Source organism: Mesorhizobium sp. M1163 (assembly GCF_040318415.1).
In the GTDB taxonomy this organism is placed as follows: Bacteria; Pseudomonadota; Alphaproteobacteria; order Rhizobiales; family Rhizobiaceae; genus Mesorhizobium.
On sequence record NZ_JAMYMF010000016.1, the window covers coordinates 58,436 to 82,480 of the forward strand.

23 protein-coding genes are annotated in these 24,045 nt (G+C 62.4%); 14 read left to right on the forward strand and 9 right to left on the reverse strand.

Annotated elements, in window-relative coordinates; genetic code table 11:
• Position 1: 1 nt before the first annotated feature.
• Positions 2–925, reverse strand: coding sequence for a ubiquinol oxidase subunit II (gene cyoA / locus NKH43_RS16805; protein ID WP_352859079.1), 924 nt, complete (start codon positions 923–925; stop codon positions 2–4).
• Between the two features lie 596 nt (positions 926–1,521).
• On the opposite strand from cyoA, the gene NKH43_RS16810 reads away from it, so the two are divergent.
• The 11 genes from NKH43_RS16810 to NKH43_RS16860 all read left to right on the forward strand — a co-directional run bounded on the left by NKH43_RS16810 (position 1,522) and on the right by NKH43_RS16860 (position 13,654).
• A complete protein-coding gene (locus tag NKH43_RS16810; protein ID WP_352859081.1) occupies positions 1,522–2,664 on the forward strand; it encodes an extracellular solute-binding protein in 1,143 nt (380 codons plus the stop codon).
• On the forward strand, positions 2,664–3,515 hold the full coding sequence (locus NKH43_RS16815) for an IclR family transcriptional regulator (RefSeq protein WP_352859082.1): 852 nt from the start codon (positions 2,664–2,666) through the stop codon (positions 3,513–3,515). The genes NKH43_RS16810 and NKH43_RS16815 overlap by 1 nt, the downstream gene beginning before the upstream one ends.
• 23 nt (positions 3,516–3,538) lie before the next feature.
• Positions 3,539–4,570 carry a sugar ABC transporter substrate-binding protein gene (locus NKH43_RS16820; protein WP_352859084.1) on the forward strand — a complete coding sequence of 344 codons (1,032 nt, stop codon included), beginning with the start codon at positions 3,539–3,541 and terminating at the stop codon, positions 4,568–4,570.
• A gap of 138 nt (positions 4,571–4,708) precedes the next feature.
• Positions 4,709–5,692: an ABC transporter permease gene (locus NKH43_RS16825; protein WP_352859086.1), complete on the forward strand. Its 984-nt coding sequence runs from the start codon at positions 4,709–4,711 to the stop codon at positions 5,690–5,692.
• Positions 5,682–7,214 carry a sugar ABC transporter ATP-binding protein gene (locus tag NKH43_RS16830; protein WP_352859088.1) on the forward strand — a complete coding sequence of 511 codons (1,533 nt, stop codon included), beginning with the start codon at positions 5,682–5,684 and terminating at the stop codon, positions 7,212–7,214. The genes NKH43_RS16825 and NKH43_RS16830 overlap by 11 nt, the downstream gene beginning before the upstream one ends.
• A gap of 30 nt (positions 7,215–7,244) precedes the next feature.
• Complete coding sequence (locus NKH43_RS16835; protein ID WP_352859089.1) at positions 7,245–8,240, forward strand: ABC transporter permease; 996 nt, start codon at positions 7,245–7,247, stop codon at positions 8,238–8,240.
• 1 nt (position 8,241) lies between these two features.
• Complete coding sequence (locus NKH43_RS16840) at positions 8,242–9,027, forward strand: SDR family NAD(P)-dependent oxidoreductase (protein WP_352852189.1); 786 nt, start codon at positions 8,242–8,244, stop codon at positions 9,025–9,027.
• 17 nt (positions 9,028–9,044) lie between these two features.
• Complete coding sequence (locus NKH43_RS16845; protein ID WP_352495078.1) at positions 9,045–10,250, forward strand: CaiB/BaiF CoA transferase family protein; 1,206 nt, start codon at positions 9,045–9,047, stop codon at positions 10,248–10,250.
• 2 nt (positions 10,251–10,252) lie between these two features.
• The gene (locus NKH43_RS16850) at positions 10,253–11,038 is read left to right on the forward strand and encodes an enoyl-CoA hydratase/isomerase family protein (RefSeq protein WP_352495077.1); all 786 of its coding nucleotides are present in this window, start codon (positions 10,253–10,255) and stop codon (positions 11,036–11,038) included.
• Positions 11,035–12,807 (forward strand): CoA-transferase, encoded by a 1,773-nt coding sequence (locus NKH43_RS16855; RefSeq protein ID WP_352591941.1) that lies wholly within the window; start codon positions 11,035–11,037, stop codon positions 12,805–12,807. The genes NKH43_RS16850 and NKH43_RS16855 overlap by 4 nt, the downstream gene beginning before the upstream one ends.
• 13 nt (positions 12,808–12,820) lie before the next feature.
• Complete coding sequence (locus tag NKH43_RS16860) at positions 12,821–13,654, forward strand: SMP-30/gluconolactonase/LRE family protein (protein WP_352791056.1); 834 nt, start codon at positions 12,821–12,823, stop codon at positions 13,652–13,654.
• Between the two features lie 31 nt (positions 13,655–13,685).
• On the opposite strand, the gene NKH43_RS16865 is transcribed toward NKH43_RS16860, so the two are convergent.
• Positions 13,686–14,027, reverse strand: a complete 342-nt coding sequence (locus NKH43_RS16865; protein WP_352791057.1) for an antibiotic biosynthesis monooxygenase family protein — start codon at positions 14,025–14,027, stop codon at positions 13,686–13,688.
• A gap of 206 nt (positions 14,028–14,233) precedes the next feature.
• Between NKH43_RS16865 and NKH43_RS16870 the strand changes: the two genes are divergently transcribed.
• Positions 14,234–15,157 carry a DUF3606 domain-containing protein gene (locus tag NKH43_RS16870; protein ID WP_352859090.1) on the forward strand — a complete coding sequence of 308 codons (924 nt, stop codon included), beginning with the start codon at positions 14,234–14,236 and terminating at the stop codon, positions 15,155–15,157.
• Positions 15,158–15,189: 32 nt separating this feature from the next.
• On the opposite strand, the gene NKH43_RS16875 is transcribed toward NKH43_RS16870, so the two are convergent.
• Together NKH43_RS16875 and NKH43_RS16880 are read right to left on the reverse strand one after the other, a co-directional pair.
• Complete coding sequence (locus NKH43_RS16875) at positions 15,190–15,738, reverse strand: DNA-3-methyladenine glycosylase (RefSeq protein ID WP_352859092.1); 549 nt, start codon at positions 15,736–15,738, stop codon at positions 15,190–15,192.
• Positions 15,739–15,823: 85 nt separating this feature from the next.
• Complete coding sequence (locus NKH43_RS16880; protein WP_352859094.1) at positions 15,824–16,153, reverse strand: hypothetical protein; 330 nt, start codon at positions 16,151–16,153, stop codon at positions 15,824–15,826.
• Positions 16,154–16,407: 254 nt separating this feature from the next.
• Here NKH43_RS16880 and NKH43_RS16885 point away from each other — a divergent pair, with 254 nt between their 5' ends.
• Entirely contained in the window at positions 16,408–16,926 is a 519-nt protein-coding gene (locus NKH43_RS16885) for a metallophosphoesterase (protein ID WP_352859096.1), read from the forward strand.
• A gap of 75 nt (positions 16,927–17,001) precedes the next feature.
• Positions 17,002–17,310, forward strand: coding sequence for a hypothetical protein (locus NKH43_RS16890; RefSeq protein ID WP_352846834.1), 309 nt, complete (start codon positions 17,002–17,004; stop codon positions 17,308–17,310).
• 10 nt (positions 17,311–17,320) lie between these two features.
• On the opposite strand, the gene NKH43_RS16895 is transcribed toward NKH43_RS16890, so the two are convergent.
• From NKH43_RS16895 to NKH43_RS16915, 5 genes are all read right to left on the reverse strand, one after another.
• Positions 17,321–17,554 carry a hypothetical protein gene (locus tag NKH43_RS16895; protein ID WP_352846835.1) on the reverse strand — a complete coding sequence of 78 codons (234 nt, stop codon included), beginning with the start codon at positions 17,552–17,554 and terminating at the stop codon, positions 17,321–17,323.
• Between the two features lie 125 nt (positions 17,555–17,679).
• Positions 17,680–17,997 carry a M48 metallopeptidase family protein gene (locus NKH43_RS16900; protein WP_352859098.1) on the reverse strand — a complete coding sequence of 106 codons (318 nt, stop codon included), beginning with the start codon at positions 17,995–17,997 and terminating at the stop codon, positions 17,680–17,682.
• Between the two features lie 9 nt (positions 17,998–18,006).
• A complete protein-coding gene (locus NKH43_RS16905) occupies positions 18,007–20,937 on the reverse strand; it encodes a type I restriction endonuclease subunit R (RefSeq protein ID WP_352859100.1) in 2,931 nt (976 codons plus the stop codon).
• Positions 20,934–22,157: a restriction endonuclease subunit S gene (locus NKH43_RS16910; protein WP_352859104.1), complete on the reverse strand. Its 1,224-nt coding sequence runs from the start codon at positions 22,155–22,157 to the stop codon at positions 20,934–20,936. The genes NKH43_RS16905 and NKH43_RS16910 overlap by 4 nt, the downstream gene beginning before the upstream one ends.
• A complete protein-coding gene (locus NKH43_RS16915) occupies positions 22,154–23,980 on the reverse strand; it encodes an N-6 DNA methylase (protein WP_352859106.1) in 1,827 nt (608 codons plus the stop codon). The genes NKH43_RS16910 and NKH43_RS16915 overlap by 4 nt, the downstream gene beginning before the upstream one ends.
• Positions 23,981–24,045 lie beyond the last annotated feature (65 nt).

Sequence of the window (24,045 nt, forward strand, 5' to 3'; positions counted from 1 at the left end):
GTCAGCCTCCTGTCTTGGGCGATACGCTCGGCTCGGGGCGACCGGCCTGGGGGCCGGGCGCGGGCGGAACGCCCTGCGTCGCGATTTCATGGAAAAGGTCCGGCTCGACCGAGCGATAGGTCGAAGGCGGCACGTCCAGGCTCTGTCTGGCCAGTTCCTGGTAGCTGGCTTTGTCGAGTGCCTGGCCCTGGCTTCGCGCCGAATTGACGAACGCGTCGAAGGCGTCCACCGCGACGGCATGCAGCACGAATTGCATGCCTGGAAAGCCGTCGCCGCTGAAATGGGCCGACCGCCCATAGAATTCGCCCGGCTGATCCGCCTGCAGGTGAAGCTGCGTCGTCATGCCGTTCATCGTGTAGATCATGCCGCCGAGCTGAGGCACGAAGAACGCATTCATGACACTTGCCGAGGTAAGCGAGAAATGCACCGGCCTGCCCGCCGGCACCACGAGCTGGTTGATGCTCGCGACATTCTGCTCGGGGTAGATGAACAGCCATTTCCAGTCGAGCGAGACGACCTGCACCTCAAGCGGCTTTTGCTGGGAATCCAGCGGCTTCATTGGATCGAGGTCATGCGACCCGATCCAGATGATGCCGCTCAGAAACAGGATGACGAGGATGGGGATCGACCAGACCACCAGTTCGATGCGTCCGGAATAGGCCCATTCCGGCAGATACCGCGCTCTTGTGTTGGTCTCCCGGAACCACCAGGCAAAGCCGAGCGTCGCCACGATCGTCGGGATGACGATGGCCAGCATGATGGCAACCGAATTGAGCAGGATCGTCCGCTGCGCCGCCCCCACCGGCCCTTGCGGGTCGAGCACGCCGCCCTGGCACCCGGCAAGCAGCCCGGCAAGAAGCATCGTCGCGCCGACGCGGCCGGGACGGATAGCGGCACAGTTTCGAACGATCGCCCTCAGCAACATGAGATCTCGCCGTTTCCTGTTGCAGGCAGCGTGGCTGCCAACCCCGAATGTGCGCGCCGGTGTGCTCCTGGCGACAGTTTCTTCACGCGCGCGGCTCCGGCTGGCAGAACCACATGCGGCGGATGTCATCGTTAAGCGGTCGACCTGTCGAGAACCCCTCCAAACCCTAGAAACCAGAGGCAAATCCTAGCAAACCAGAGCCAAATCTTAAGAAACCAGAAACAGTACCCCAGATCGAAGTTATCGCCAGAAACGTGGCGAATGCCAAGGCGGTAAACCGGTTCATGGCCGCGCTCACAGTTGGTCCATTTCGTCCGCTCCCTGCGACTCGGCGCTGAATCCAGTGACGCTGCCCAATGATGCTGCTCAAAAATGTTGCGCCAACCGAACGAATGTTCGTCGCGAAAGTTCCAAAAAGCCAGACCCGTCGCAGCCTTTGGTTGAAGGCCGGCGACAATGCGATGCGCACCAGCGGCGGTTGGGGCGGTTTCCCTGCCAAACGAAGTCGAGACTGGTTTTGCGTATGTAAAAATTACTTGTCTAGGTGAAAATAGTTGCTACTAATCGGCTGGGTGGTTCAGGGAGGAATTTCGGGCATGACAAGACTGCGCGGTCTCGCGTGGGATCACCGACGCTGCTGGGGTCCGCTCGACGCCAGCATCGGGCCGTATTGTGCCGCCAATCCCGGTCTTGAGATCGAATGGGACCGCCGCAGCCTCTACGAGTTCGGCGAGGGCGCGCTTGGTCCGGTGCTCGGCGCCTATGATCTTGTCGTGTTCGACCATCCGTTCATCGGCGATATTGCCGAAGGCGGGCTGATGGTGCCGTTCGATTTGTCGGCTGAGCAGCGCCGCGGCTTCGAACGGGATTCGGTCGGCGCATCCTGGCAATCCTACGCAAGGGACGGGCGCCAATGGGCGTTGCCGATCGATGCTGCCTGCCAGGTTGCCTCGTATCGCCCCGATCTCCTGGAGCGCTACGGGCCGCTGCCGCGCAGCCATGACGAGGTGCTGGAGCTCGGCCGGCGCGCCTTGAAGGACGGCAAATGGCTTGGGCTGCCGTTGGTGCCGACTGACGCCATGTGCCTGCTTTTGACGCTGGGCGAACCGCGGGAAGACGGCGACGAGTTCATTGCCAGGGAAAAAATCGAGCAGGCCGTTGGGCAATTGCGCCAGCTTGCGGCGCTGTCGCATCCGGACTCGCCGAAATGGAACCCGATCCGCTGCTACGATCATATGATCGCGCATGACGATGTGGTCTACGTGCCGTTCGCCTTCGGCTATGTGAACTATGCCTTCAAGGCAGACAGGCCGTATCTGCGCTTCGCCGATGTGCCGACGCCGCGATCCGCCGGCGCCTTGCTCGGCGGCGCCGGCATCGGCGTCAGCACGCAATCGCAACACAAACAGGCAGCCATCGACTACGCGCTGTTTCTGTGCTCGCCCGGCTATCAGCGCGACGACTATGTGAAATCCGGCGGACAGCCGGGGTCGCTGGCGGCGTGGCAGGATACCGAGGTCAACGCGCTCTCGGGCGGCTTCTTCGCCTCGACGCTGGCGACCATCGAAGCCTCCTATCTACGCCCGACCCATCCGGGCTTCATCAGCTTCTTCCGCCAATGCGCCCCTCATGCCGCGGCGGCGCTCGCCGGCGAATTGCAGGCGGCCGAGTTGGCAGACCGGCTGAACCGGATCTATCGCGAGACCAGGCATGGCCAGCCGCAATGGAGCGTCGCGTAATGGCCGCCGATATTGCTCAGATCGTCGACGAGGGCGAAAGCGGCCGCAACGGCTACCGCGTGCCGGCGGTGGAGAAGGCGCTCGATATCCTGGAATTCATGGCTGCCAGCGGCGAGCCGCTGACCCAGACAGAGATCGCCACCGGAATGGGGCGCTCCATTCACGAGATCTACCGCATCCTGCTGCTGCTGGAGAAGCGCGGCTACATTTTCCGGACGCAATCGGACCGCTTCCGCCTGTCGCTGAAGCTATTCGAGCTGGCGCATATGCATCCGCCGGTAAACCGCCTGGTCGAATGCGCGCTGCCGGTAATGCGCGGCCTCGCCGCCAATGCCGATCAGAGCTGCCATCTGGTCGTGCGCGAAGGCGAGAGCGCGCTGGTCGTGCTGCAGATCGATTCGCCTTTGCCGATGCGTTATTCGGTTGCCCTTGGCTCGCATTTTCCGATCCTCGAGACGAGCTCCGGCGCGGTGCTGCTCGCGCATTCGAGCCGCGCCGAGCGCGACCGTATCGTCGAGCGGATCGTCGCTGCGGGCGAAGGCCAAGGCAGCCGGGCGGAAATCGAAGCGCGGCTGAACGACGTCGCAAGGCTCGGCTATGAAATGCGCGCTTCGCTGGCTGTCGAGGGCTGCACCAACATCTCGATGCCGGTGCGCGACCATACCGGCGCGGTCATTGCCGCGCTCACAGTCCCGTTCCTGCCGCAAAAGGCCGCCCGCTTCGATCGCAAGACCGTCTTCGAACGGACGAAGGCGGCGGCCGAGACGATATCGGCGGCGCTGGGCGCGGGCGAAGCTGCCAACTCTCCACGTGCCGACCCGGAACGGCGGGACTATCCGTTCAGCAACTGACAAGAAATACAGGGAGAAGAAACATGAACTGGTCCAAATCAATGCTGTTTGTCTCGGCGGCCGCGCTGGCTCTGAGCGCCGCCGCGGCACACGCCGAAAACATGCCGAAGCGCATCGGCTACGTCACCAATTACGCCACGCATGAGTGGTACCAGAACGTCATCAAGGGCATGCAGGCCCGCGCCAAGGAACTCGGCATCGAGCTCGAGGTGCAGGACGCCAATCTCGACATCGCCAAGGAGGTTTCCGCCGCCGAAGACTTCATGGCCAAGGGCGTCGACGTGCTGATTGTCACGCCCGTCAACGAGGAGGGCGTCGTACCGCTGCTGCGCCAGGCGAAATCCAACAACGTTCCGGTCGTGCTCGAAGGCAACCCGGTCAAGGGCATGACCACCATGGTCGCGATCTGCGACTACGACACCGGCTACACCGCCGGCGTCGAAGCCGGCAAATACGCCAAGGAAAAGCTCGAAGGCAAAGCCAAGGTGATGAATGTCGGCCTGCCGCTGCTGTCCGCCACGGTGCTGCGTTCGCAGGGTTTCATGGACGGCCTGAAGACCATCGTCCCCGACGCCGTCATGGTCCACGACCTCGACGGCGGTGGCAATCCCGACCGCGCGCTCGAAGTCTCTTCGGCGGCACTTGCCAAGAACGCCGACATCAACATCATCTACGGCATCAACGATTCCTCGTCGCTCGGCGGCCTTCAGGCCTGGAAAGCGGCCGGCAAGTCGCAGGATGGCCTGTTGACGGTCGGCACCGGCGGCGAGGGCCTTGCCTTCATCAATGCCATGCAGAACGAGCCGTCCTATCACATCGAGGCCGCGATGTTCCCGGAAAAGGAAGGCTACACCGCCATCGATGCAGCGGTTAAGCTCTTCAACGGCGAAGAGGTGCCGGAACACATCGTCAGCCCGACCGCGCCGATGAACGGCGACGACTGGAAGAAGTTCTACGACTACGACGGCACCACACGAACGATCAAATGGGATGCCGTCAATGCGCTTCAGCCACCGGAAAAATGCATGAAAACTTCCGCCGACCTGAAGAAGTAAGGATTCCGGGTAGCCCTTCCCACGCCGCGGGAAGGGCATCGGATCGGATGCAGGCGGCAAAACAGGTCAACCGCCCTGTTTTGGCCGGCAGTTTCCAAACGGCGACGGCACCCGATGCGGCCCGGAAATGAAATGGACATGAGCGAGCTTACGCAATCCTCCGCGCCAAGGCGTTTCATCGGCGGCCAGCTGCTGGGCAGCAGCCAGCTGGTGCTCGGCGTGATCCTGGCCGTGCTCTGCATCGCCATCTCGATTGCGGCGCCGCAATTCTATTCCGAGGCCAACATCATCGCAATCCTGCGCCAATGCGCGCTGGTGCTGATCGTCGCCTCCGGCATGACGATGCTGATCATCACCGCTGAAGTCGACCTGTCGGTCGGTGCGTCGCTGGCCTTTGTCGGCTGCATCGGCATGGCCGTACTCAATTCGACGCACAGCCTGACGCTCGGCCTGCTGGCGGCACTCGCCTTTTCCGGTGCGGTCGGCCTGTTCAACGGGCTGGTTGTCACCAGGCTTAAGGTGAACTCGCTGATCGCCACCATCGGCACCATGATGATGCTGCAGGGCGGCGTCTATCTGTTCACCCGCGAAGCGGTGCAGAACCACCACCGGCTTGCAAGCTTTACCGATCTCGGCGCCGGCCATATCGGCGCGATCCCGCTGCCGGTGGTGATTGCCGCGCTGATTTTCGCCCTAGCCGCGGCAACGCTGCGCTTCACCACGCTCGGCCGTTATCTTTACGCGGTCGGCGCCAATGAGCGGGCGGTCCGCCTCTCCGGCGTGCGCTCGCAACGCCTGAAGCTGTTCGCCTTCGTCGTCACCGGCCTTTGCGTCGGCATTGCCGGCATGATCCTGTCGTCGCTGATGAATGCCGGCCAGCCGACCGCCGGCCGCGGCTTCGAGCTGACCGTGATTGCCGCCGTCATCCTCGGCGGCACCAGCCTGCTTGGCGGGCGCGGCTCGCTGCTCGGCACGCTGCTTGGAGTGCTGGTGCTGAAGGTCATCGACAACGGCATTATTATCCTCGGCTGGAACCAGGACCTGCAGATGGTGGTGCCTGGCATCGTCATCATCATGGCAACCTATCTCGACATCGTCCGGAACAGAGCCAATGTCGGTTGATTTCCTCCACCCCGGCAAAACCGCGGCCGTCGATAAAAGCGTGCCGGCGCTCGAGATGCGCGGCATCGGCAAGCGCTTTCCCGGCGTGGTGGCGCTGGACAATGTCGATCTGACCTTGGAACCCGGCAAGATCCACGCTTTGATGGGCGAGAACGGCGCCGGCAAGTCGACGCTGATCAAGATCATGGCCGGGGTCTACGGCAAGGATGCCGGCACCATCCGCGTGCGCGGCCGTGAGGCCGACATCAAGTCGCCGCGCGACAGCCTGAAAGACGGCATCAAGGTGGTGTTCCAGGAGATCGCGCTGATCGCCGAGTTCAGCGTCGCCGAAAACATCTTCCTCGAGGGCTATCCGACCGGCAAGGGCGGCTCGATCGACTGGAAGAAGATCCGCGCCGACGCGGCCGCTCTGTTCAAGCGCATCGGCTTCAACGTCGACCCGGCGGCGCGCACCGGATCGCTGCCGGTCAGCCAGCGGCAGATGGTCGAGATCGCCCGCGCACTCGCCCATGAGGCCCGCGTCGTGGTGATGGACGAGCCGACCTCCTCGCTGACGCCGAACGAGGTCTCGCTGCTGTTCACCGTCATCCGCCGGCTGGCCGCTCTCGGCATCGCGGTGCTCTATGTCAGCCACAAGCTCGACGAGGTCTTCGAGATCGCCGACACCGTGACCGTGCTGCGCGATGGCCGTCACGTCTCGACCAGGCCGATCGGCGAGCACACCAACGACACGCTGATCCAGGACATGATCGGCCGGCGCATCGAAAACCTGTTCCCCCGCAAGCGCGGTGCGCCGGGCAGCAAGGTCGCGCTTTCCGTTGAAGGGCTCAGCACCGCCAAGAAGCTGAAGGACGTATCGTTCGAGGCGCATGCCGGCGAGGTCCTCGGCTTCTTCGGCCTCATGGGGGCCGGCCGGACCGAGCTCGCCAAGGCCATCGTCGGTTACGACCCGATCACTTCCGGCGCCATTTCGGTCGATGGCAGCCGGCTGCTGCCGCACGACACCCACACCGGCGTCCGGCTCGGCATCGGACTGCTCACCGAGGATCGCAAGAGCGAAGGGCTGATGGGCGAGCTGCCGGTCTACCAGAATGCCAGCCTCGCCTCGCTCGGTGCCTTCGCCAGAATGGGCTTCGTCGACAAGGCCAGGGAACGCAAGGCGGTGCAGGACTATGTCGACCGTTTTCGGATCAGGACGCCCAGCCTGTTCCAGCAGGTCAAGAATCTGTCCGGCGGCAATCAGCAGAAAGTGCTGATCTCGCGCTGGCTGATGCGCGGTCTCAAGGTAATCGTCGTCGACGAGCCGACCCGCGGCATCGACGTCGGCGCCAAGTCGGAGATTTTCGCGCTCATCGACCGGCTCGCCGGCGAAGGCCTGGCGGTCGTCATGATGACGTCCGAAATGCCCGAACTGCTGGGCCTTGCCGACCGCGTCGCGGTGATGTGCGAAGGCCGCCTCACCGCGATCATGCCCCGCGACGAGGCCACGCAGGAGAACATCCTCAATGCGGCGATCGGCTAAGATGATGACGCTTCGCAAAGGGAGCAAGCGATGAGCCTTGCAGCCAGCCACTCCACCAAAGCCGGCCCGTCCATGCTGGCACGGCTGCTGGCGCGGCAGGAGCTCGCCCTGCTGCTTTGCCTGATCCTGGTGATTGCGTTCTTTTCCTTCACAGCGGAGAACTTCTTCTCGGTACGCAACATCACCAATGTGCTCGGTCAGGCGTCGCTGGCGCTCACCGCCGGCATCGGCTGCGCCATCGTCTTCATGTCCGGCGAGGTCGACATCTCGATAGGGTCGCTGCTGGCGACCATCGCCCTGCCGCTGATCATCATCATGAACGAAACCAACTCGCTGCTGCTCGGCATCAGCGGTGCGCTGCTGTTCGGGCTGATCATCGGCGTGGTGAACGGCTATCTGACGGCCTATGCCGGCATCAACTCGCTGATCGTGACGCTGGGCACGATGTTCATCATGCGCGGCGGCGTCTATCTCTACACCGGCCAGCGCGCCATCCCCGACGATGCCGCGCTCGACAGCTTCATTGCGCTGTCGGACGGCCGCCTGTTCAATGTCATTCCCTATTCGGCGGTCATCGCCATCGTCCTGCTCGCCGTCTTCGCCTACATCATGCAGCACCGGCCGTTCGGACGGCAGATCTATGCCGTCGGCGGCAATCCGGAAGTGGCACGGCTGGCAGGCTACGACGTGCGCCGCGTCAAATTCATCTGCTTCATCATCAGCGCACTGCTGGCAACGGTTGCCGGCATCATCCTGGCCGCCCGCGTCGGTTCGGCCCAGCATACGGCCGGGCTGAATTTCGAGTTCCAGGTCGTTGCCGCCACCGTGCTTGGCGGCGTGAGCCTTGCCGGCGGCATCGGCAGCCTGACCGGCATGGCGCTTGGCGTGCTGATCCTGCAATTCCTGTCCAACGGCCTGCGCGGTCTCGGCCTGCCGACCGAGTGGCAGCTGGTCATCACCGGCGTGATCATCATTGCCGCCGTCGCCTTCGACGAAGCGAAGCGCCGGCGTGCCATTGGAGGCTGATATGGATCGTCTCAAAGGGAAAACCGCGATCGTCACCGGCGCCGCCGACGGCATCGGCCATGCGATCAGCGAGGCGATGGCGCGTGAGGGCGCGCACGTCGTCCTCGGCGACATCGCCGACGAGAAGGGTGAAAAATTCGCGGCGGAACTGCGCGCCGCCGGCCACCGCGCCGACTACGTCCATTGCGACGTGGCGGAGGAGGCCGATATCGCCGCCCTCATCGCCGCAGCCGTCGCCAAGACCGGCCATCTCGATATTCTGGTCAACAATGCCGCTATCGCCATCGGCGGCATGCCGGTTCACGAAATGACCGACGAGCAGTGGCACCGGCTGATCGCGGTCAACCTGACCAGCGTGTTCCGCGGCTGCAAATATGCGCTGCCGCACATGATCGCGCAGAAATCCGGCTCGATCATCAACATGGCCTCGGCGCAAGGTCATATCGGGCTCGACGGCTGGACCGCCTATGCCGGCGCCAAGGGTGCGGTGATGGCGATGACGCGCCAGATGGCGGTCGAGTTCGGCCCGCTCAACATTCGCGTCAACTCGATCTCGCCCGGCACCATCAACACGCCAATGAACGACAAACTGGTCAAAGAGATCGGCGGCAACCTCGCCAAGGCCTGGGTGAAGATGCATCCGCTCGGCCGCATCGGCAAACCGTCCGAAGTGGCCGAAGCCGCCGTCTATCTCGCCTCCGACGCCGCCGGCTTCACCACCGGCACCGACCTGCGCGTCGACGGCGGCCTCACCGCAGCACCCCGCTACGTACCCGACCTGCTTTGACAACCAACGAGACAAAAATGAACAAGGCCCTCGAAGGCGTCCGCATTCTCGATTTCAGCCATCTGCTGCAAGGGCCGTTCGCCACGCAGCTGCTCGGCGACATGGGCGCCGACGTCATCAAGATCGAGCGTGCCGGCGCCGGCGACATGTTCCGCGGCATGACCTTCTTCGCCAAATGGGTCGGCGGCTCCGAAAGCCCGAATTTCCTCGCCTGGAACCGCAACAAGCGCTCCATCGCGCTCAATCTGAAGAGCCGCAAGGTGCATGCCATCATCATGGACATGGCGAAGAAGGCCGATGTGGTGGTGCAGAATTTCCGCCCCGGCGTGCTCGCCAGGCTCGGCTATGGCTACGAGGATTTCAGGGCGGTCAATCCCGCCATTATCTATTGCTCCGGCTCCGGCTATGGCGAGGAAGGCCCCTATGTCGAGCGCCCCGGCCAGGACATGCTGATCCAGGGACTGTCCGGGCTGATTTCCAACACCGGCCGCGGCGATCAGGCTCCTGTTCCGGCCGGCGCCGGCCTCGCCGACCAGATCGGTGCCATGAACATGGTCTACGGCATCCTGTCGGCGCTCTACTATCGCGAGAAGACCGGCAAGGGCCAGAAGATCGAGGTCAATCTGCTGGCCGGCATGCTGGCGCATCTCAACCAAGAATATGTCGCCGTGCTCAATCTCGGCGAGGATTTCGTGCGCCCGAATTCAGGCATCGGCCACCCCGGCATGCAGGCGCCGTTCGGTATCTACGAAGCGAACGACGGCGGCTATGTGTCGATCGCCATGAGCCCGTTCAAGGCGCTGTACGAGGTGCTAGAGGCGCCGCAGCTTGCTGTTTACGACGATCTGAAGACGCTGTTCGACAAGCGCGACGAGGTGTTCGACAAGGTCAACGCCGAAACCAGGAAGTTTGCCACGCAGGATCTGCTGGCGCGGCTGCTGGCGGCCGACATCTGGTGTGCCGAGGTGAAAGACATCCGCCGCGCAGCCGAAGACCCGCAGGTGAAGCACCTGGGCATGATCACCAGCTACGATCATCCGCGCGGCGGCAAGGTCAGGGTGGTCGCGCCGGCGGTCAAGATGAGCGAGACGCCGGCTACCATAGAACGGCCGGCGCCGCTGGTCGGCCAGCATGGCCGCGAGATACTGGCCGAGTTCGGCCTCTCCAGCGATGAGATTGCAGCGCTTGAGGCGTCCGGCGACATGACCGTGGATGCTGCCTGACGATGAGCGGTTACCAGACACTCACCTTGGAAATATCCGGGCGCGTCGCGGTCGTCACCTTCCGGCGCGCCGATCAGCTCAACGCCATGAACCGGCTGATGCAAAGCGAGATCACCGAGGTTTTCGAGGCGCTGTCGCAGGATGACGGTATCGGCGCGATCGTGGTGACCGGCGAGGGGCGCGGCTTTATGGCCGGCGCCGACATCAAGGAATACGCCGCCCAGACAGCTGCCGAGTTCGACGCCTTCCAGATGGCGGGCACACGCATGTATGCGGCGGTCGAGAACAACCGCCAGCCGGTCATCGCGGCGGTCAACGGCTTTGCGCTCGGCGGCGGCATGGAGCTGGTGCTGTGCTGCGACATCGTCATCGCCAACCAGTTCGCGAAGCTCGGCCTGCCCGAGATCAAGCTCGGGCTGGTGCCCGGCGGCGGCGGCACCCAGCGCAGCGTCCAGAAGCTCGGCCGCAACCGCGCCAATCTGCTGCTGATGACCGGCGCCATCGTGCCGGCTTCCGAGTTCGTCGGCGCCGGTCTGGTCAACGAGATCGTCGATGCCGAAAGGCTGATGCCGCGGGCGCTGGAACTCGCCGAGATGATCGCCGCCGAACCGGCCGCAGCGATCGACGGGCTGAAAGGGCTGACAGCGCATGCCGTGTCGGGCGATCTGGCCGACGGTCTTGCCATGGAACGCGATGTCCTGGGTGGTCTCTACCGCAGCGAGATCGGCCAGCGCCGCGTCAAGGCGTTCGCTGAAAAGAGCGCGGCACGGGCCAAGGCTGCGAAATGACGTCTCTGGTCAAGCCGAACCGGCCGCGCTTCACCGATGTCGAGGGGCTGGCCGCGATGGTCGGCGGCGGCGACGTCTTCGGCGTCGGCGGCCATCATTTTGCCCGGCTGCCGATCGCCCTGCTGCGCGCCATCGCGCGGTTGGGCGTACGGGATTTGCGCTACGTCTGCTGGGCCGGCGGCCTGCCGCTCGAGCTGCTTCTCGAAGCGAATGCCGTGGCGGAAATCGACCTCTGCTTTTCCAGCCTCGATATTTTCGGCCTGCCGCCCCGCTTCCGCGCGGCTGCCGAGACGAATGCCGTGCCGGTTCGCGACTGGACCGCGCTGGCCATGATCCAGGCGTTGCGGGCAGCGCAGCAGAACCTGCCGTCAATGCCGTTTCAGCTTCCGCAGGGTTCGGATATGCTGGCTCGCGTGCCCGGCGCGATCGCCGCGCCCGATCCGGTCGACGGAATCACGACCGGGGTCATCCCGGCCTTGCGGCTCGATACGTTCGTCGTCCATGCTCAGCGTGCCGACCAGAGCGGCAATGTCCAGATCATCGGACCACGGGCGCTGGACTTCGCCATGGCCGGCGCGGCGCGCCAGGTGCTGGTCACGGTCGAGGAGATCGTCCCTGTCGGAGCGCTGCGTCATGACGGCCGCCAAAGCATTTTGACCCGCAACCAGGTGTCGGCCATAGCGCTGGCGCCAGGCGGCGCCTATCCCGCCTCCTGCCTGCCATTCTATGTGACGGATTATCAAGCCTTGGCGGCAGCGGCGGCCAAGGAGATACCTTTGGCGGACAGCCTGAGCGTGCCTTCGGAGGGTGTGCCGGAGCGGGTTCAAGACGCTGCGAAAGTCCGCGCTGAAACAGTCCTCGCAATGCCCGGGCTCGTGCACGGCGAAAAGAAAGCATCCATCGACCAGATCATTGCTGCCCGCATCGCCGCCGAGCTCGACAATGACAGCTTTGCCAGCGCCGGCGCCGTGTCGCCGCTGGCCAATGTCGCCTACCGGCTGGCCAAGGCGACGCACGCGCCGGACATGATCATCGCGACGATGAGTTGCGGCCATCTCGACATAGCGCCGAGCCCGATGATCCTGTCGCTGATCGAAAGCCTCGATTGCGGGACGGCGGTGGCCCATGCCGGCGGCGACGACACCTATTCGACCTATTATCAGGCCGGCGCCGTGACGCATGAGATCGTCGGTGCCGCGCAGGTCGACCGACGCGGGCGCGTCAACACCATTGCGCTGCGCAAGCGCGACGGCAGCCTCATCCGGCTGCCCGGGCAGGGCGGCATGGCTGATGTCGCCAACATGCATCGCGATTATCTGCTCTACATCCCGCGCCACTCCCCGCAGTCGCTGGTCGACACCGTCGAGATCGCCAGCTCCGCGCGCGGCTTGCTGACAGAGGCCGAACGCGACCCGATGGGCTATCGGACCGGGGCGGCGCTGGTGTTCACCGACCTTTGCATCTTTCGGCTCGACCGGGAGAGCCGGCAATTGGTTATCGTCGAGACCATGCCGGGCGTGACGCGCCAGCAGATCCAGGATGTCACCGGCTTTGCCCTGACATTCGATGCCGATTGCCGCGAGGTTCCGCTGCCCTCGAACGAGACGCTCGACATCCTGCGAAACCGGATCGACCCGCTCGGCCTGCGCCGTCTCGAATTCGTCAGCGCCAAGGAGCGTGGCGCGCTCATCGCCGAGATCCTGGCGGCCGACCGGCTGATGGTCGAGCGCTGTATTGCCGTGCAGCGGTCGCATACCGCAACAGGCTGAAGAGGGGTGGCGCATGGCAAAGCCGTTGCTCGAAATGTCGGCCGCGAAGGTCTTCTTCGACGGCATCTTCACCAGCCCGCGCGTCGCCCATCCGGAAGGCGTGGCTATCCATCGCGACGGCTCGATCTGGTGCGGCACCGAAACCGGCGACCTGCTGCGCCTCGCCGCTGATGGCGGCTCCGTCGAGCACATGGGCGGCACGGACGGCTTTCTGCTCGGCATCGCCTTCGATAGCGCGGGAAACTGTTTTGCCTGCGATTTGAGACATTCGGCGATCTTTCGCTGGAATGCCGGAACGGGTCATATGGAGCGCTTCGCCTCGGCTGGCATCCGCGTGCCGAACTATCCGATCGTCGACGAGACACGAGGCTGGCTCTACGTTTCCGACAGCCTCGGCGAAGACAACCGCTCCGGCATCTTCCGCTATGATTTGCAGATGGGCGAAGGCGGCCTGTGGTGTAGCGAGGCCATGGCCTTCGCCAACGGCATGGCGATGGCGCCGGATGGGAGCGGGCTTTATGTGGTGGAAAGCCATGCAGCCTGCGTCAGCTATGTACCGATCCTTGCCGACGGCAAGGCAGGGTCTCGCCAGCTCGTTGTGGAGGGCGTGAACAATGTTCCCGATGGCGTCGCCTTCGCGCCGGACGGTTCGCTGTTCATCTCATGCTACGAGCCCAGCCGTATCTATCGCTGGCGAAAAGATCGCGGGCTCGAGGTGCTGGTCGAGGATCCGGCGGCAACGACGCTCGCCCATCCCACCAACATCGCCTTCAAGGGCGACAGGCTTTACACCTCAAATCTCGGCCGCTGGCACATTACCGAAATCGACCTGACGGCGATTTATTAGGTCGGGCCGAACAGGGCGGCGCTCCTCAGGGCTATTGCAGGCGGCCGTGACTGGAGCGGATGCGCAACACCTGCACCCGCGACGGCAGCTCGATCAGGAACTCTTCGTCCCGCTCGAGATGGTGGATTTTTGTCGGATCGCCACCGGTAAACGCCGCCATCGCCTCGACATTTTCCCAATAGGAAATCGTCACGAATTCCGAATGGGTCGGCGTGTCCTCGCGAAAGGTCTGCACGCCCAGCGCCTTCTCGACCAGCGGCTTGATGCCGGCCTCGTAATTGTAGCTTTCATAGGCGTCGGCCTTCTCAGGCAAGGTTCTGCCACGCCAGACACGGGCGATCGTGGGGGTTTTCTGTGTAGCTTTCTCCGTCATTGCCAAATTCCTGCTGTCTCGAATGGTTCCGACCCGGCATTCAGCCTGGCAAGGCCAGCCAAGCAACGCATCTTCCCTGCTGGGCAACCCGGTATCCGGTTGCCAGCGGCGGTTTTCATCCTCCCGGTCGACGTAGGTGGGCTGCCCAGATAGGGCTTCCTTGCCGACCGCTAGGAGACTTACTCCTGATCCTCGGCGCCCCCTCCATGGAAGAAGGATCGGATTTCCTGCATGTCGACGCTGTCGTCGCCGTCCTCATCGACGGCGTTGAATATCCGCCCGACGAAATCCTGGACTTCGCTCTGAGAAAGCGCGCCGTCGCCGTCGGCATCGACTATGGCGAACATCATTCGCATCCTCGCGCCATGCATCCCCCGTCCCATGCCACCGCGGCCACCCGTCTCCCAGCCTCGGTCAGGCGGGCCCATCCTGTAGTCGCGATGCCAGCGGTCGCGACCGCGCCGTTCCGCCCGGGGCGCGCGATCCTCTTGCATTCTCTCCTCCAGCATCTCGGTCATCATCTGGCGCATCATATCGCGCATGGCATCCTTGCTCTGCCCGTTCATTCCGGGCGACTGTTCCGCGCCACGATCCGGTGCCGGCGCCGCGGGCGGGCTCGTCTGGCCGAATGCCGGCGCGGTCAATATGGCCAGCGCGGCTGCAATTACAGTGGTTTTGCTTGCGAGCGTCATCGTAACCTCCATCGGTATGAATTGGTGGCCGAACGTGGTCTGCATCCAAGCCAAACCGGCTGCTCGCCTCATGGTTCCTGGGCAGTCGGCACGGCCGCACAAAAGTCCGCCCGATCGCGGCAACGAAAGCGGCTTGCCCACGTTGCCATTGATGCGAAGCTCCACCAGGAGGAAAAAATGGCTGACGATAAGAGCAAGCGAGATTTCCGCGACCGCGATCGCGTTTCCGCGGAAGATGAACGTGAAGTCGAGTATTTTGCCCAACAGAACGGCATCACCGCCGACCAGGTCCGCCGGCTGATCAAGAGCTTCGGCAATGATCGCGGGCGCCTGACCGAAGCCGCGAAGGCGTTGCGAGGGATTTCACCTGCCGGAGCCGACGAGGTGACCAGGGAAGCCCGCCAACAGACAACGCCCATGCATCTCGACAAGGAGTGATGCGTGGCAGCTACTCTGCCGCTGCCGCGGCGTCAGAACTTGCGGCTCAAATAATCCGAACCGCGAAGGCCGAACCGCCACTCCGCATCGACAGCCTTGGAAATGCCGATCCGGCGGCCTGTTAGAACGGCGCTGGCGTCGCCCGGCTGCCTGAATTCGAATGGCGGCACGTCCAGCGGCAGCCCGTCATGGGATTTGTCGATTGCCAGCGCCTGGCAAAGGCGACCTGGTCCCGAACAAAGCAGCCGGGGATCGTCAAGGCCGCGATTGGCCCGCATCACGTCCAGCCCGGATTGCGGTTCGATTGCGCGGACAAGAACGGCACTGCCGGGCAGGCAGACGGCATTGAGGCACCAATGCAGGCCATAGGAGCGATAGACATAGGCGCTGCCGGGGGCGCCGAACATTGCGCCGTTGCGCGCCGTCCTGCCACCGAAAACGTGCGAAGCCGGGTCATCCGGGCGATAGGCCTCGGTCTCGACGATGATGCCGCCAACGCCATGCAAGAGCAGCGTGGCGCCAATCATGTCGCGCGCGACGATGGTAGCGTCTCGGGCAAAGAATTGATGGTTGGTGGTCAATGTGCTGCAGACTCGATCGCGCCTGAACGTTGCGCGGCAACAAGGTCCCGGACCGGAAGCAAAATGTCCAGCCACTGCGTTGTATTCAGCGCAGCATCGCTGCGCCGATGAAAACCGCAGCGGCCAGCACGACGATGGCGGCAATCACCAGCACCGGCCCATATCGGCGCGGCTGGACGTCGGGCTCATCCTTCAGCGGACGCATCGCATTGGCATAGCTCGCCTGGTTGGTAAACTTCGGCGTTTCATGGCGCGGGGCAGGGCTCTTCGGCGGAGCGTTGCCGGCGGATTCCGCGTCCGTTTCCATGGGAGCCGCAGCCGGATCGATCCCCGGTGTCTTATCCCTTCCGCGCCCGGCGTCGATATCGCCCCGCGCTTGAGCCGGGCTTCGCCCAACAGGTGCTGCGTCGGTCATCGTCGAGGTCCTTTCAGAGCATCGGCCTCAAGCATTCTAACCTGCGTCTCATTTCAAAGTTCCCACGTTTCAAAGTTCCCCCTTCTTAAAGTTCCCCCTTCTTAATGTTCCAACGAGCGGAAGCCGCCCAGGCCTGTTTACAGGAACAACCGACGATCGAGCGGGTTGAGCAAGCATTGGGGAGAGCAAGATGGACTTGGTGCGCCACGCGCTTACATGCGCGGCAGTTCGACAACAGGCCCCAACGAGCGCGCATGATCTACTTCACCGCCGACACGCATTTCAGCGACCCGCGCATTCTGCGCATCGACCGCCGCCCGTTCGGCTCGCTGGCGGAGCATGACCGGGCCCTCATTGCGTTGTGGAACGAGACTGTCGGGCCGGACGACGACATCTGGCATCTCGGCGATTTTGCCAGGGGATCGGCCGCATTCGTGTCGTCGCTTCTGGCGTCTCTTCATGGCCGCAAGCATTTGATCATCGGCAACAACGATGCTGCGGCCACCATCGACGCCACGGGTTGGGCGAGCACGCAGCACTACAAGGAGCTGACGCTCGACGGCAGCCTGCTGATCCTTTGCCATTACCCTTTCCGCACCTGGAACCAGATCGGCAGGAAATCGATCGACCTGCATGGCCATTCGCACGGCAGGCTGGCCCCCGTCACACGCCAGTATGACGTCGGCGTCGACAGCTGGGATTTTCGTCCGGTCACGCTTCCCACCATCCTCGCCAGCCGAGGCCGGCGGCCGGCTCGGCGAAAACCCGGCTGAAGGCGGCTGGCCGCTACCGGAACCTCCGCAGAGCTGAGGCGTTCGAAAAAATTGCAAGGCGTAGAGGCAACGGCAATGGCTCAGAAGATCACGACAGGCGCGAACGACCGGCCGCGCAATGAAACCATCGGCCAATCCGGCGAAGGCCTGCCGGACGACAGCAGCAAACCGCTCGAGGTCGACGAAGGCTGGGTCGCCCGGCTGAGAAACAAGCTGCTGGGCAACCCCGGGCAAGCCGGCCAAACCAACGCGGACGAAGTTCCCGCAGGCATTCCCGGCGCTGGCGAGAATATTTGCCGCCGCTGTGCGGGGTCAGGCATGATCGACGGCCGCACCTGCCCCGAATGCGGCGGAACCGGCAAGGTGATGACGCCGATAGGCTGAGAAGCGCCGGTCAGATCGCCGGCACCCACTTCCAGAACACGCCCTCCTTGCGGTCGGGGTAGTGCTTGAACTCGCATTCGAAAAGCCAACCGTAATTCTTCGCGGCGGCAAGCGCCTCCTTGCTGACCGGATTCATGCCCGTCCCCGGCGCAAACCAGTCCTCCAGCAAGTCGTCGGGGATATAGGCGCCGATCCTCAAAGGCAGCTTTTCGAGGACGACATCCATTTCGGGTGGTGCGGGCACGGGGCGCTCCCTTCGAAGCTGCTGATGAAGAAATCGTTCGAGGTGGATTGGGTTCCGGTCGATCGTCGGGATCGAAGACGAGCGTGCCGGGCGAGGGCCGGGTGCGGACGGCAGAGTTCTGCCAATCAGAGAGAACGTCTGTTCTTGCGCGACACGTCAAGCAGCCGCCAACCGGGGACGTGCGCCGTCATCAATGCCTTGAACAGGCGGCCATGATTGGGCACTCGAAGGTGCAGAAGTTCGTGGGCAACCACGAAATCCTGGAAATCATCGGGCTCGTTCGAGAGATCAGTGGCCAGCGTGATGGTGCCCGCGGTCGAACAAGAACCCCACTTACGGGTCATACGTTGCACGCGGACACGGCCAGGTTTGATTTTGAGTTTGGCCGCCCATCGTTCGACGCGGTCCTTCAATACGTCCTGATCAGAAACCAGTTTTGCCATGGGCGGACACTAGCCCAGCACGTTTGAAATGATCAGATCGACCACCCCGGCGCGGGCCTCTTTCGGAAGCCCTATTAGCGGCCGATAGAGCAACGCGCGCAATTGTCGCTGCTCATCTGGATTCACCTTGGCGTTCTGGAATCGAGCAAGTAGCTTTTCGATCTCCTTGGCAAGCTCGAGCGGATCAATCCCGCTGGTTTTCAGAACTGAGTTCTCTCGAAGCGCCCAGAACGCGGCGAACGCCTTGGGTGTCAGGCCCGTATCCTTCGCTGCCTTTTCAGCCGTGTCTTTCTCGGCAGCCAAGGCCGCGAGAAGGTCCATCGCGGCAAGCCCGGTTGTGTTGCGGTTTTCGAGATCCTTGAGGATACGCTCGGCCCGGTCCTTCAGCGGCTGAAGCACGGGCGCCGCATCGGCGTGGTCGTCGATTTCCTTCTGCAGCCCGCGCACAAGGTTGAACACCTTGCCTTCGTCGGATCCCTTGTCGGAGCGCAAGGCTTCAAGGGTTTTCACATCAAACGTTACACTCTTGGTTAGTCGGCCGAGGCCGTCTTGCGTGGCGTTTTGTTCGACCAGTTGCCGGGTCTTGTAGGCCAGATCGGCAATGAAACCGATCTTGTCGGCATAGGCGTTGCGAACCGCGGCATAGAGCTGTGCCAAGCGCTTGTAGGTGCTGATGTGGTCGACGAGTTCCTTCGACGGCGACAGGATTTCCCAGAGGTTTTCGATATCCTTATAGGCCTCGAAAAACGCCTTGCGCGGTTCTGGTTCGAGGAAGCGTCCATAGACGAGGCGTTCCAGGCGCTCGTCGGCGTCGCCGCCTTCGCCAGCATCGAGATAGTCGGCGGACGCCTTGGCGATCTTGTCGAGGAAGTCCTGCATCAGGAGATCGAGGTCTTCGATCACGCCATCGACATCCGACGAGTCGAATTGCAGCGCCTTCTTCAGTTCGCGCAGCACGCCGACGAAATCGACGACAAGACCAACCTGCTTGCGGATGCCCTCCTTGTCCACGTAAGGGCGATTCACGCGCGCGACCGCCTGCAGCAGGACGTGATCCCGCATCGGCTTGTCGAGATAAAGGCAATAGAGCAGCGGCGCGTCGTAGCCAGTCAGCAGCTTGTCGGTGACGATCAGGATTTTCGGGTCTTTGTCTGCCTTTTTGAACAACAGGCGGACATCTTCCTCGCGCTCTTCGGTCAGCTGAAGCTCGGCCACGAGCGGGTGATCCACAGCATCGGCCGCGCTCTCGGTATAGACGGCCTCCGTCCATTCCGGCGGCAGCAGCTTGTCAAGAGCTTGCTTGTATTTGGCGCAGGCTTCGCGATCGACTGCAACGACGAAAGCCTTGTAACCGAGCGGCAGCACGTTTTCCCTGAAGTGCTCGGCAACGAAGGCCGCAACCTTGGCAACGCGATCGTCCGACTTCAGGAAGGCGCGCAGGCCTATCGCCCGGTCGAGAACCTTGTTCAGTTCTTCGATATCGGTCACGCCCTCGGCGGCGGCGAGTTCGAAGAATTCCTTGTCCAGCCGGTCGACCGGTATCGTTATCTCGCTCGGCGCGAGAACATGCTTGATAGGCAACGTGGTTTCGTCGGCAATCGATTCCTTGATCGAATATTTGTCGAGATAGCCAGTCTCGTCCTCATAGCCGAATATCTTGAATGTGCCTCTGCCCTGTTCCGTTTCGGCGATCGGCGTTCCGGTGAAGCCTATGATCGTCGCGTTCGGCACCGAAGCCATGAGATACGTGCCGAGATCCTTTGCGACCGACCGGTGCGCCTCGTCGATGAAGACGAAGATATTGTCGCGGATGGAGGAATCCTTTCGGATCGCCTCGAACTTGTGGATCATCGCGATAATCAACCCGCGAAAATCCGCGTCAAGAAGCTCCTGAAGCTCGGCCTTGGTGTTCGCTCGCTTGATGGCGATGTCCTGGTTCTGCATCTCGCCGAGCACGCGCTCGACCCAGCCCTTCAATTGCCCTTCGAGCTCCGTGCGATCGACGACGAGGATGACGGTGCTATTCTGAAAACGATCCTTCTGTTCAAGGATCAGCTTTGCCGCTGTCAGCAGGGTGAAGGTCTTGCCCGACCCTTGCGTGTGCCAGACGAGGCCGCGCGTTTTGGTCGGATCGGCGCAGCGGGCGACGATCGCGTCGATGGCGCGGCGCTGATGCTGGCGCAGGATGGATTTGCGCGTCTCGCTGTCCTGAACATAGAACAAAATCCAGTGCTGCAGCGTGCGCAGGAAATCCGTATGCTCGAAAAATGACTGAACCGCGAAGCGATAGGCTTCGTCGGGCGTCTGCTTCCAGCGCGCCATGTCGCGGCGCGTGGCGTTCCAGGTGACGCCGTACCAATAATCGAGGAGGTGCGTGACGTTGAAGATTTGCGGCGCGCCGATCAGTTCCGGCGTCTCGATCTCGTAGCGGCGTAACTGCTTGATGCCGCGCTCGATGGCGTCGCCATCCTTCGGGTTCTTGTGCTCGACGATGCACACCGGCACGCCATTGACGCAGAACATCACATCCGCCCGGTTTCCCTTGCGGGCGGGCGGCTTCAGCGCCCATTCCCATGAGACGTGAAATTCGTTGGCGTCGGGATGCTCGAAATCGATGAGCTGCACGCGGCGATGGCGCTTTTCGGCCTCGTCATACCAGCCGCGTTCGCCGCGCAGCCACATCAGCATTTCGCGGTTACCGTCCACCGTCGCCGGGATTGCATCGAGCGTCTCGACGATCGAGCGCATCGCATCGGGGACAAGCCACGCGTTGAAGTCCGAAAGCTTGGCTTCGAGTTCATCGCGCAGCAGCATGCCGGCTTCGCCGCCGCGCTTCTGCTTGGCGACTTCCGGAGCGAGCGGCGTCCAGCCGATCTCAGCGGCGTGCTTCACCATCGGGAACTGAACGGTACCGGCTTCGCTGATCTTGAGGTCGCTCATGCGGCGGCTTCCTCAGTCGGGCCCCTCGCAAGCGACGACAGGTCGAGATCAGCCACGCGAATTTCGCCGGTCATCAGCTTGTGCAGCAACGCCCTGAACAGGTCTTCGAGCACGGTATGCTTGCGCTTGTGAAGGTCAATCTTTCGATCGATTGTGTCGAGGATTTCAACAATCTCGCGCTGCTCGTCCAACGTGGGCGGAATCAGGACGGGGAATGCCTTCAGCTTTGTGCTGTTGATGGAAGCGAGATTGGTCGTCTTGTGAGCGACCTTTAGGAAGTAAGCTTTCCCGTAGGCGCTCTGTGCGAGGTAGGCGAAGAACTCGGGCAGAAGGCGGGTCCGATCCGGCCGCACGGCGAATACGTGGTTCTGATGAATGCAGAGGTCGAGCTCTCCACGCCAGATGAAGCCGCGGCCGAGCTTGTCGAAGTCGCCGCCTTCCGTAAGAACCACATCACCAGCTTGAAGTCGGTAGCGATCCACCTCGGATCGGCGAATACGGATTTCTTTCATTTCCGAGAGATCAAGGTGTCCGTCTTGCACGTTGGCAACGCGAAGGTAGGGCACACAGACCATCTCCGCGTCCGTGAGTTTTCGTCCTTTCGTAACGCCGGTCTGGACTGTAGCGCAATCATCCAGAGCCTTTGTTTGCCACGTTTCGGGAACAAGGCCGAACTCCGTCTCGACTTGCACTTCGCCGCGCAGCCCTCGCGTAAATAATTCGCGCATTGCTGCGCGCTTGAGTTCTCGCGACTTCAACAAGATCTCTGATTGTAGCCTGATGCTCACTTCGATCGCCGTCAGGGCAATGGATATTTTTCTCTGATCGTCAGGTTTTGGGAGAAGAAATTGAACGTCATTTATACTATTCCTATTGAGCGTTGGAACACTAACGCCCTCAGAGTACTGCTTGAACGGAAAGAGTCGAAGCCAAAAACTTAGAAACAGAGGGTCATTTCCATGAAAGTCTTTAACATAAAGTACTGTATTTAATGGCCAGTATTCCGTGTCCCAAAAAGTGATCTCTCCAACGCTCCCGCTTCGTCCAACCATCAACCCAGGAATTGGTACGTCCGTTGGTACCGAATTATGAAAGCCCACCAGGCCATTTGAGCCAATAACGGCGATCGCCCCGTCGCTACGCGATTGGACAGGAAGGTCAAAGCCCCTTTGAAGGGCGACAATTTGACCTAGCGGTTTTGTTTCCCAGGCTTCCATCATAACCGGGCCAGCAATTTGGCAAGCGATGCATCGACAATACGCATTTGGCCATCAAGTTGGATCACATCTGCGACGATATCTTTGATAGACCTGTGGGTGGCTTCGTCCGCCTGCCCAACCCATCGGCTGGGGCTTAAATTGTAGTCCGCTTCTTCGGCCCGCTGCCGGGTGATCACCGCGATCTCGCTCTCGACCGGTTCACCTTTGAGGTAAGCCGCCGCGAGTGGTCGGATGGCATCCTCAGGAATGTAGTTCTTCGGCTTGCCCTTCATCAGCCGTTTGCTGGCATTCAGGAGCACGATCTTATCCTTGCGCGCGGCCGACTTGCGCTTGTTCAGCACCACGATTACACCGGCGGCACTGGTGTTGTAGAAGAGGTTATCCGGCAAAAGAATCACGCCGTCGATCAGATCGCGATCGACGAACCATTTGCGGATGTTGCGCTCCCTGTCCTCGTTCTTCGAGCCCGAGCCGCGTGTGACTGCGCCGGTGTCGAGCACGACCGCCGCGCGGCCATGATCGTTCAGGCAGGCGAGTGTGTGCTGAAGCCAGGCCCAATCGCCCTTGCCGGTGGTGACGCCGCCGGCGGTGCGGAAGCGGTCGAACGGATCATTGGCGAACACATCCGGCGCGAATGGCTGGTTCCACATCGGGTTGGCGACGACGATATCATGGCCGCGCACCTTGCCTTCGTTGGTGCGGAATTTCGGATTGATCATCGTATCGCCGCGGGCGATCTCGATCTCCATGTCGTGGATGATGCCGTTCATCTGCGCCACGGCGTAGCTTTCGGCCTGAAGTTCCTGGCCAGTGAGCTTCAAGGGCACCTTTGCCGTTGGATCGAGTTCACGCGCCACCAGTTGCAGCTTCACAAGTAGACCCGCCGATCCACAGGCATAGTCATGGCAATCCTCGCCAGGACGTGGCCGCATGATGTGCGCCATCAGGAAGCCGACCTCGGTCGGGGTGAAGAACTCGCCCGCGCTCTGGCCCGAGCCTTCCGCGAACTTGCGCAGCAGATATTCATAGGCACGCCCGAGGAAATCGGGCTGAACATCGGCAAGGCCGAGACGATAACGCGGATCGGAAAACGTCTCGACCACGAGGCGCAGCTTCGCCGGGTTGATATCGCGCTCGCCGTTTCGCTCGGCGGCGAAATCCACGACATCGATCACGCCGGAGAGCTGCGGGTTTTGTTTGACGACCGCGCGCACCGCCTTGGTCAGGTGCTCGCCGATGTCCTTGGGCCGGGTAGACTGGCCCTTGTCGTTCAGCGGCCACTCGATGGCCTCACGCCCGCTGATCGCGCCCCATCGAGCCTCGGGCGGCAGGTAAAAACGCAGCAGGGAATGATCACTCTCAGCGATCTCAAGCGCCGTATCGCGCTCGCCGTAATCTTCGGCAAGGCGCGCGATTTCGTCGTCGAACACATCCGAAAGCCGCTTCAGGAAGAGCAGCGGCAGCAGATAATCCTTGAATTTTGGCGCATCTTTCTCGCCGCGGATCGAGCAGGCCGCGTCCCACAGCATCTGCTCCATGGGTTTCGTGGAAGGGGCGGCGGCTGTGGACGCCCGGCGCCGGCGAGTGACGCCCGCTGCCGCGTCCATCGAATCCGCAGTAGGGTTTGTCATATCGATTCCCGCCTCGGCTGCGAGGGAAGCGATGGTCGTTCGGGCCGCTTTCTGTGGCATGTTGGAGCCACCCTCCCAGCGGTTCACCGTTGCGAAGGAAACACCCAGCCGCTCCGCAAGCTGCTCTTGAGTGAGATTGAGACTGGCGCGGATGGCGCGCAGGACGACCGAGATATCTTGCTGGTTTGTCATTTTTGCGATATTTGCTATATCGCAGACATTGTCAACCTCGTCCGTGCTGGCAGTGAGTCGACCGT

Coding starts and splice junctions, on each gene's coding strand:
- cyoA (WP_352859079.1), bottom strand. CDS start 925: ATGTTGCTGAGGGCGATCGTTCGAAACTGTGCCGCTATCCGTCCCGGC.
- NKH43_RS16810 (WP_352859081.1), top strand. CDS start 1,522: ATGACAAGACTGCGCGGTCTCGCGTGGGATCACCGACGCTGCTGGGGT.
- NKH43_RS16815 (WP_352859082.1), top strand. CDS start 2,664: ATGGCCGCCGATATTGCTCAGATCGTCGACGAGGGCGAAAGCGGCCGC.
- NKH43_RS16820 (WP_352859084.1), top strand. CDS start 3,539: ATGAACTGGTCCAAATCAATGCTGTTTGTCTCGGCGGCCGCGCTGGCT.
- NKH43_RS16825 (WP_352859086.1), top strand. CDS start 4,709: ATGAGCGAGCTTACGCAATCCTCCGCGCCAAGGCGTTTCATCGGCGGC.
- NKH43_RS16830 (WP_352859088.1), top strand. CDS start 5,682: ATGTCGGTTGATTTCCTCCACCCCGGCAAAACCGCGGCCGTCGATAAA.
- NKH43_RS16835 (WP_352859089.1), top strand. CDS start 7,245: ATGAGCCTTGCAGCCAGCCACTCCACCAAAGCCGGCCCGTCCATGCTG.
- NKH43_RS16840 (WP_352852189.1), top strand. CDS start 8,242: ATGGATCGTCTCAAAGGGAAAACCGCGATCGTCACCGGCGCCGCCGAC.
- NKH43_RS16845 (WP_352495078.1), top strand. CDS start 9,045: ATGAACAAGGCCCTCGAAGGCGTCCGCATTCTCGATTTCAGCCATCTG.
- NKH43_RS16850 (WP_352495077.1), top strand. CDS start 10,253: ATGAGCGGTTACCAGACACTCACCTTGGAAATATCCGGGCGCGTCGCG.
- NKH43_RS16855 (WP_352591941.1), top strand. CDS start 11,035: ATGACGTCTCTGGTCAAGCCGAACCGGCCGCGCTTCACCGATGTCGAG.
- NKH43_RS16860 (WP_352791056.1), top strand. CDS start 12,821: ATGGCAAAGCCGTTGCTCGAAATGTCGGCCGCGAAGGTCTTCTTCGAC.
- NKH43_RS16865 (WP_352791057.1), bottom strand. CDS start 14,027: ATGACGGAGAAAGCTACACAGAAAACCCCCACGATCGCCCGTGTCTGG.
- NKH43_RS16870 (WP_352859090.1), top strand. CDS start 14,234: ATGGAAGAAGGATCGGATTTCCTGCATGTCGACGCTGTCGTCGCCGTC.
- NKH43_RS16880 (WP_352859094.1), bottom strand. CDS start 16,153: ATGACCGACGCAGCACCTGTTGGGCGAAGCCCGGCTCAAGCGCGGGGC.
- NKH43_RS16885 (WP_352859096.1), top strand. CDS start 16,408: ATGATCTACTTCACCGCCGACACGCATTTCAGCGACCCGCGCATTCTG.
- NKH43_RS16890 (WP_352846834.1), top strand. CDS start 17,002: ATGGCTCAGAAGATCACGACAGGCGCGAACGACCGGCCGCGCAATGAA.
- NKH43_RS16900 (WP_352859098.1), bottom strand. CDS start 17,997: ATGGCAAAACTGGTTTCTGATCAGGACGTATTGAAGGACCGCGTCGAA.
- NKH43_RS16905 (WP_352859100.1), bottom strand. CDS start 20,937: ATGAGCGACCTCAAGATCAGCGAAGCCGGTACCGTTCAGTTCCCGATG.
- NKH43_RS16910 (WP_352859104.1), bottom strand. CDS start 22,157: ATGATGGAAGCCTGGGAAACAAAACCGCTAGGTCAAATTGTCGCCCTT.
- NKH43_RS16915 (WP_352859106.1), bottom strand. CDS start 23,980: ATGACAAACCAGCAAGATATCTCGGTCGTCCTGCGCGCCATCCGCGCC.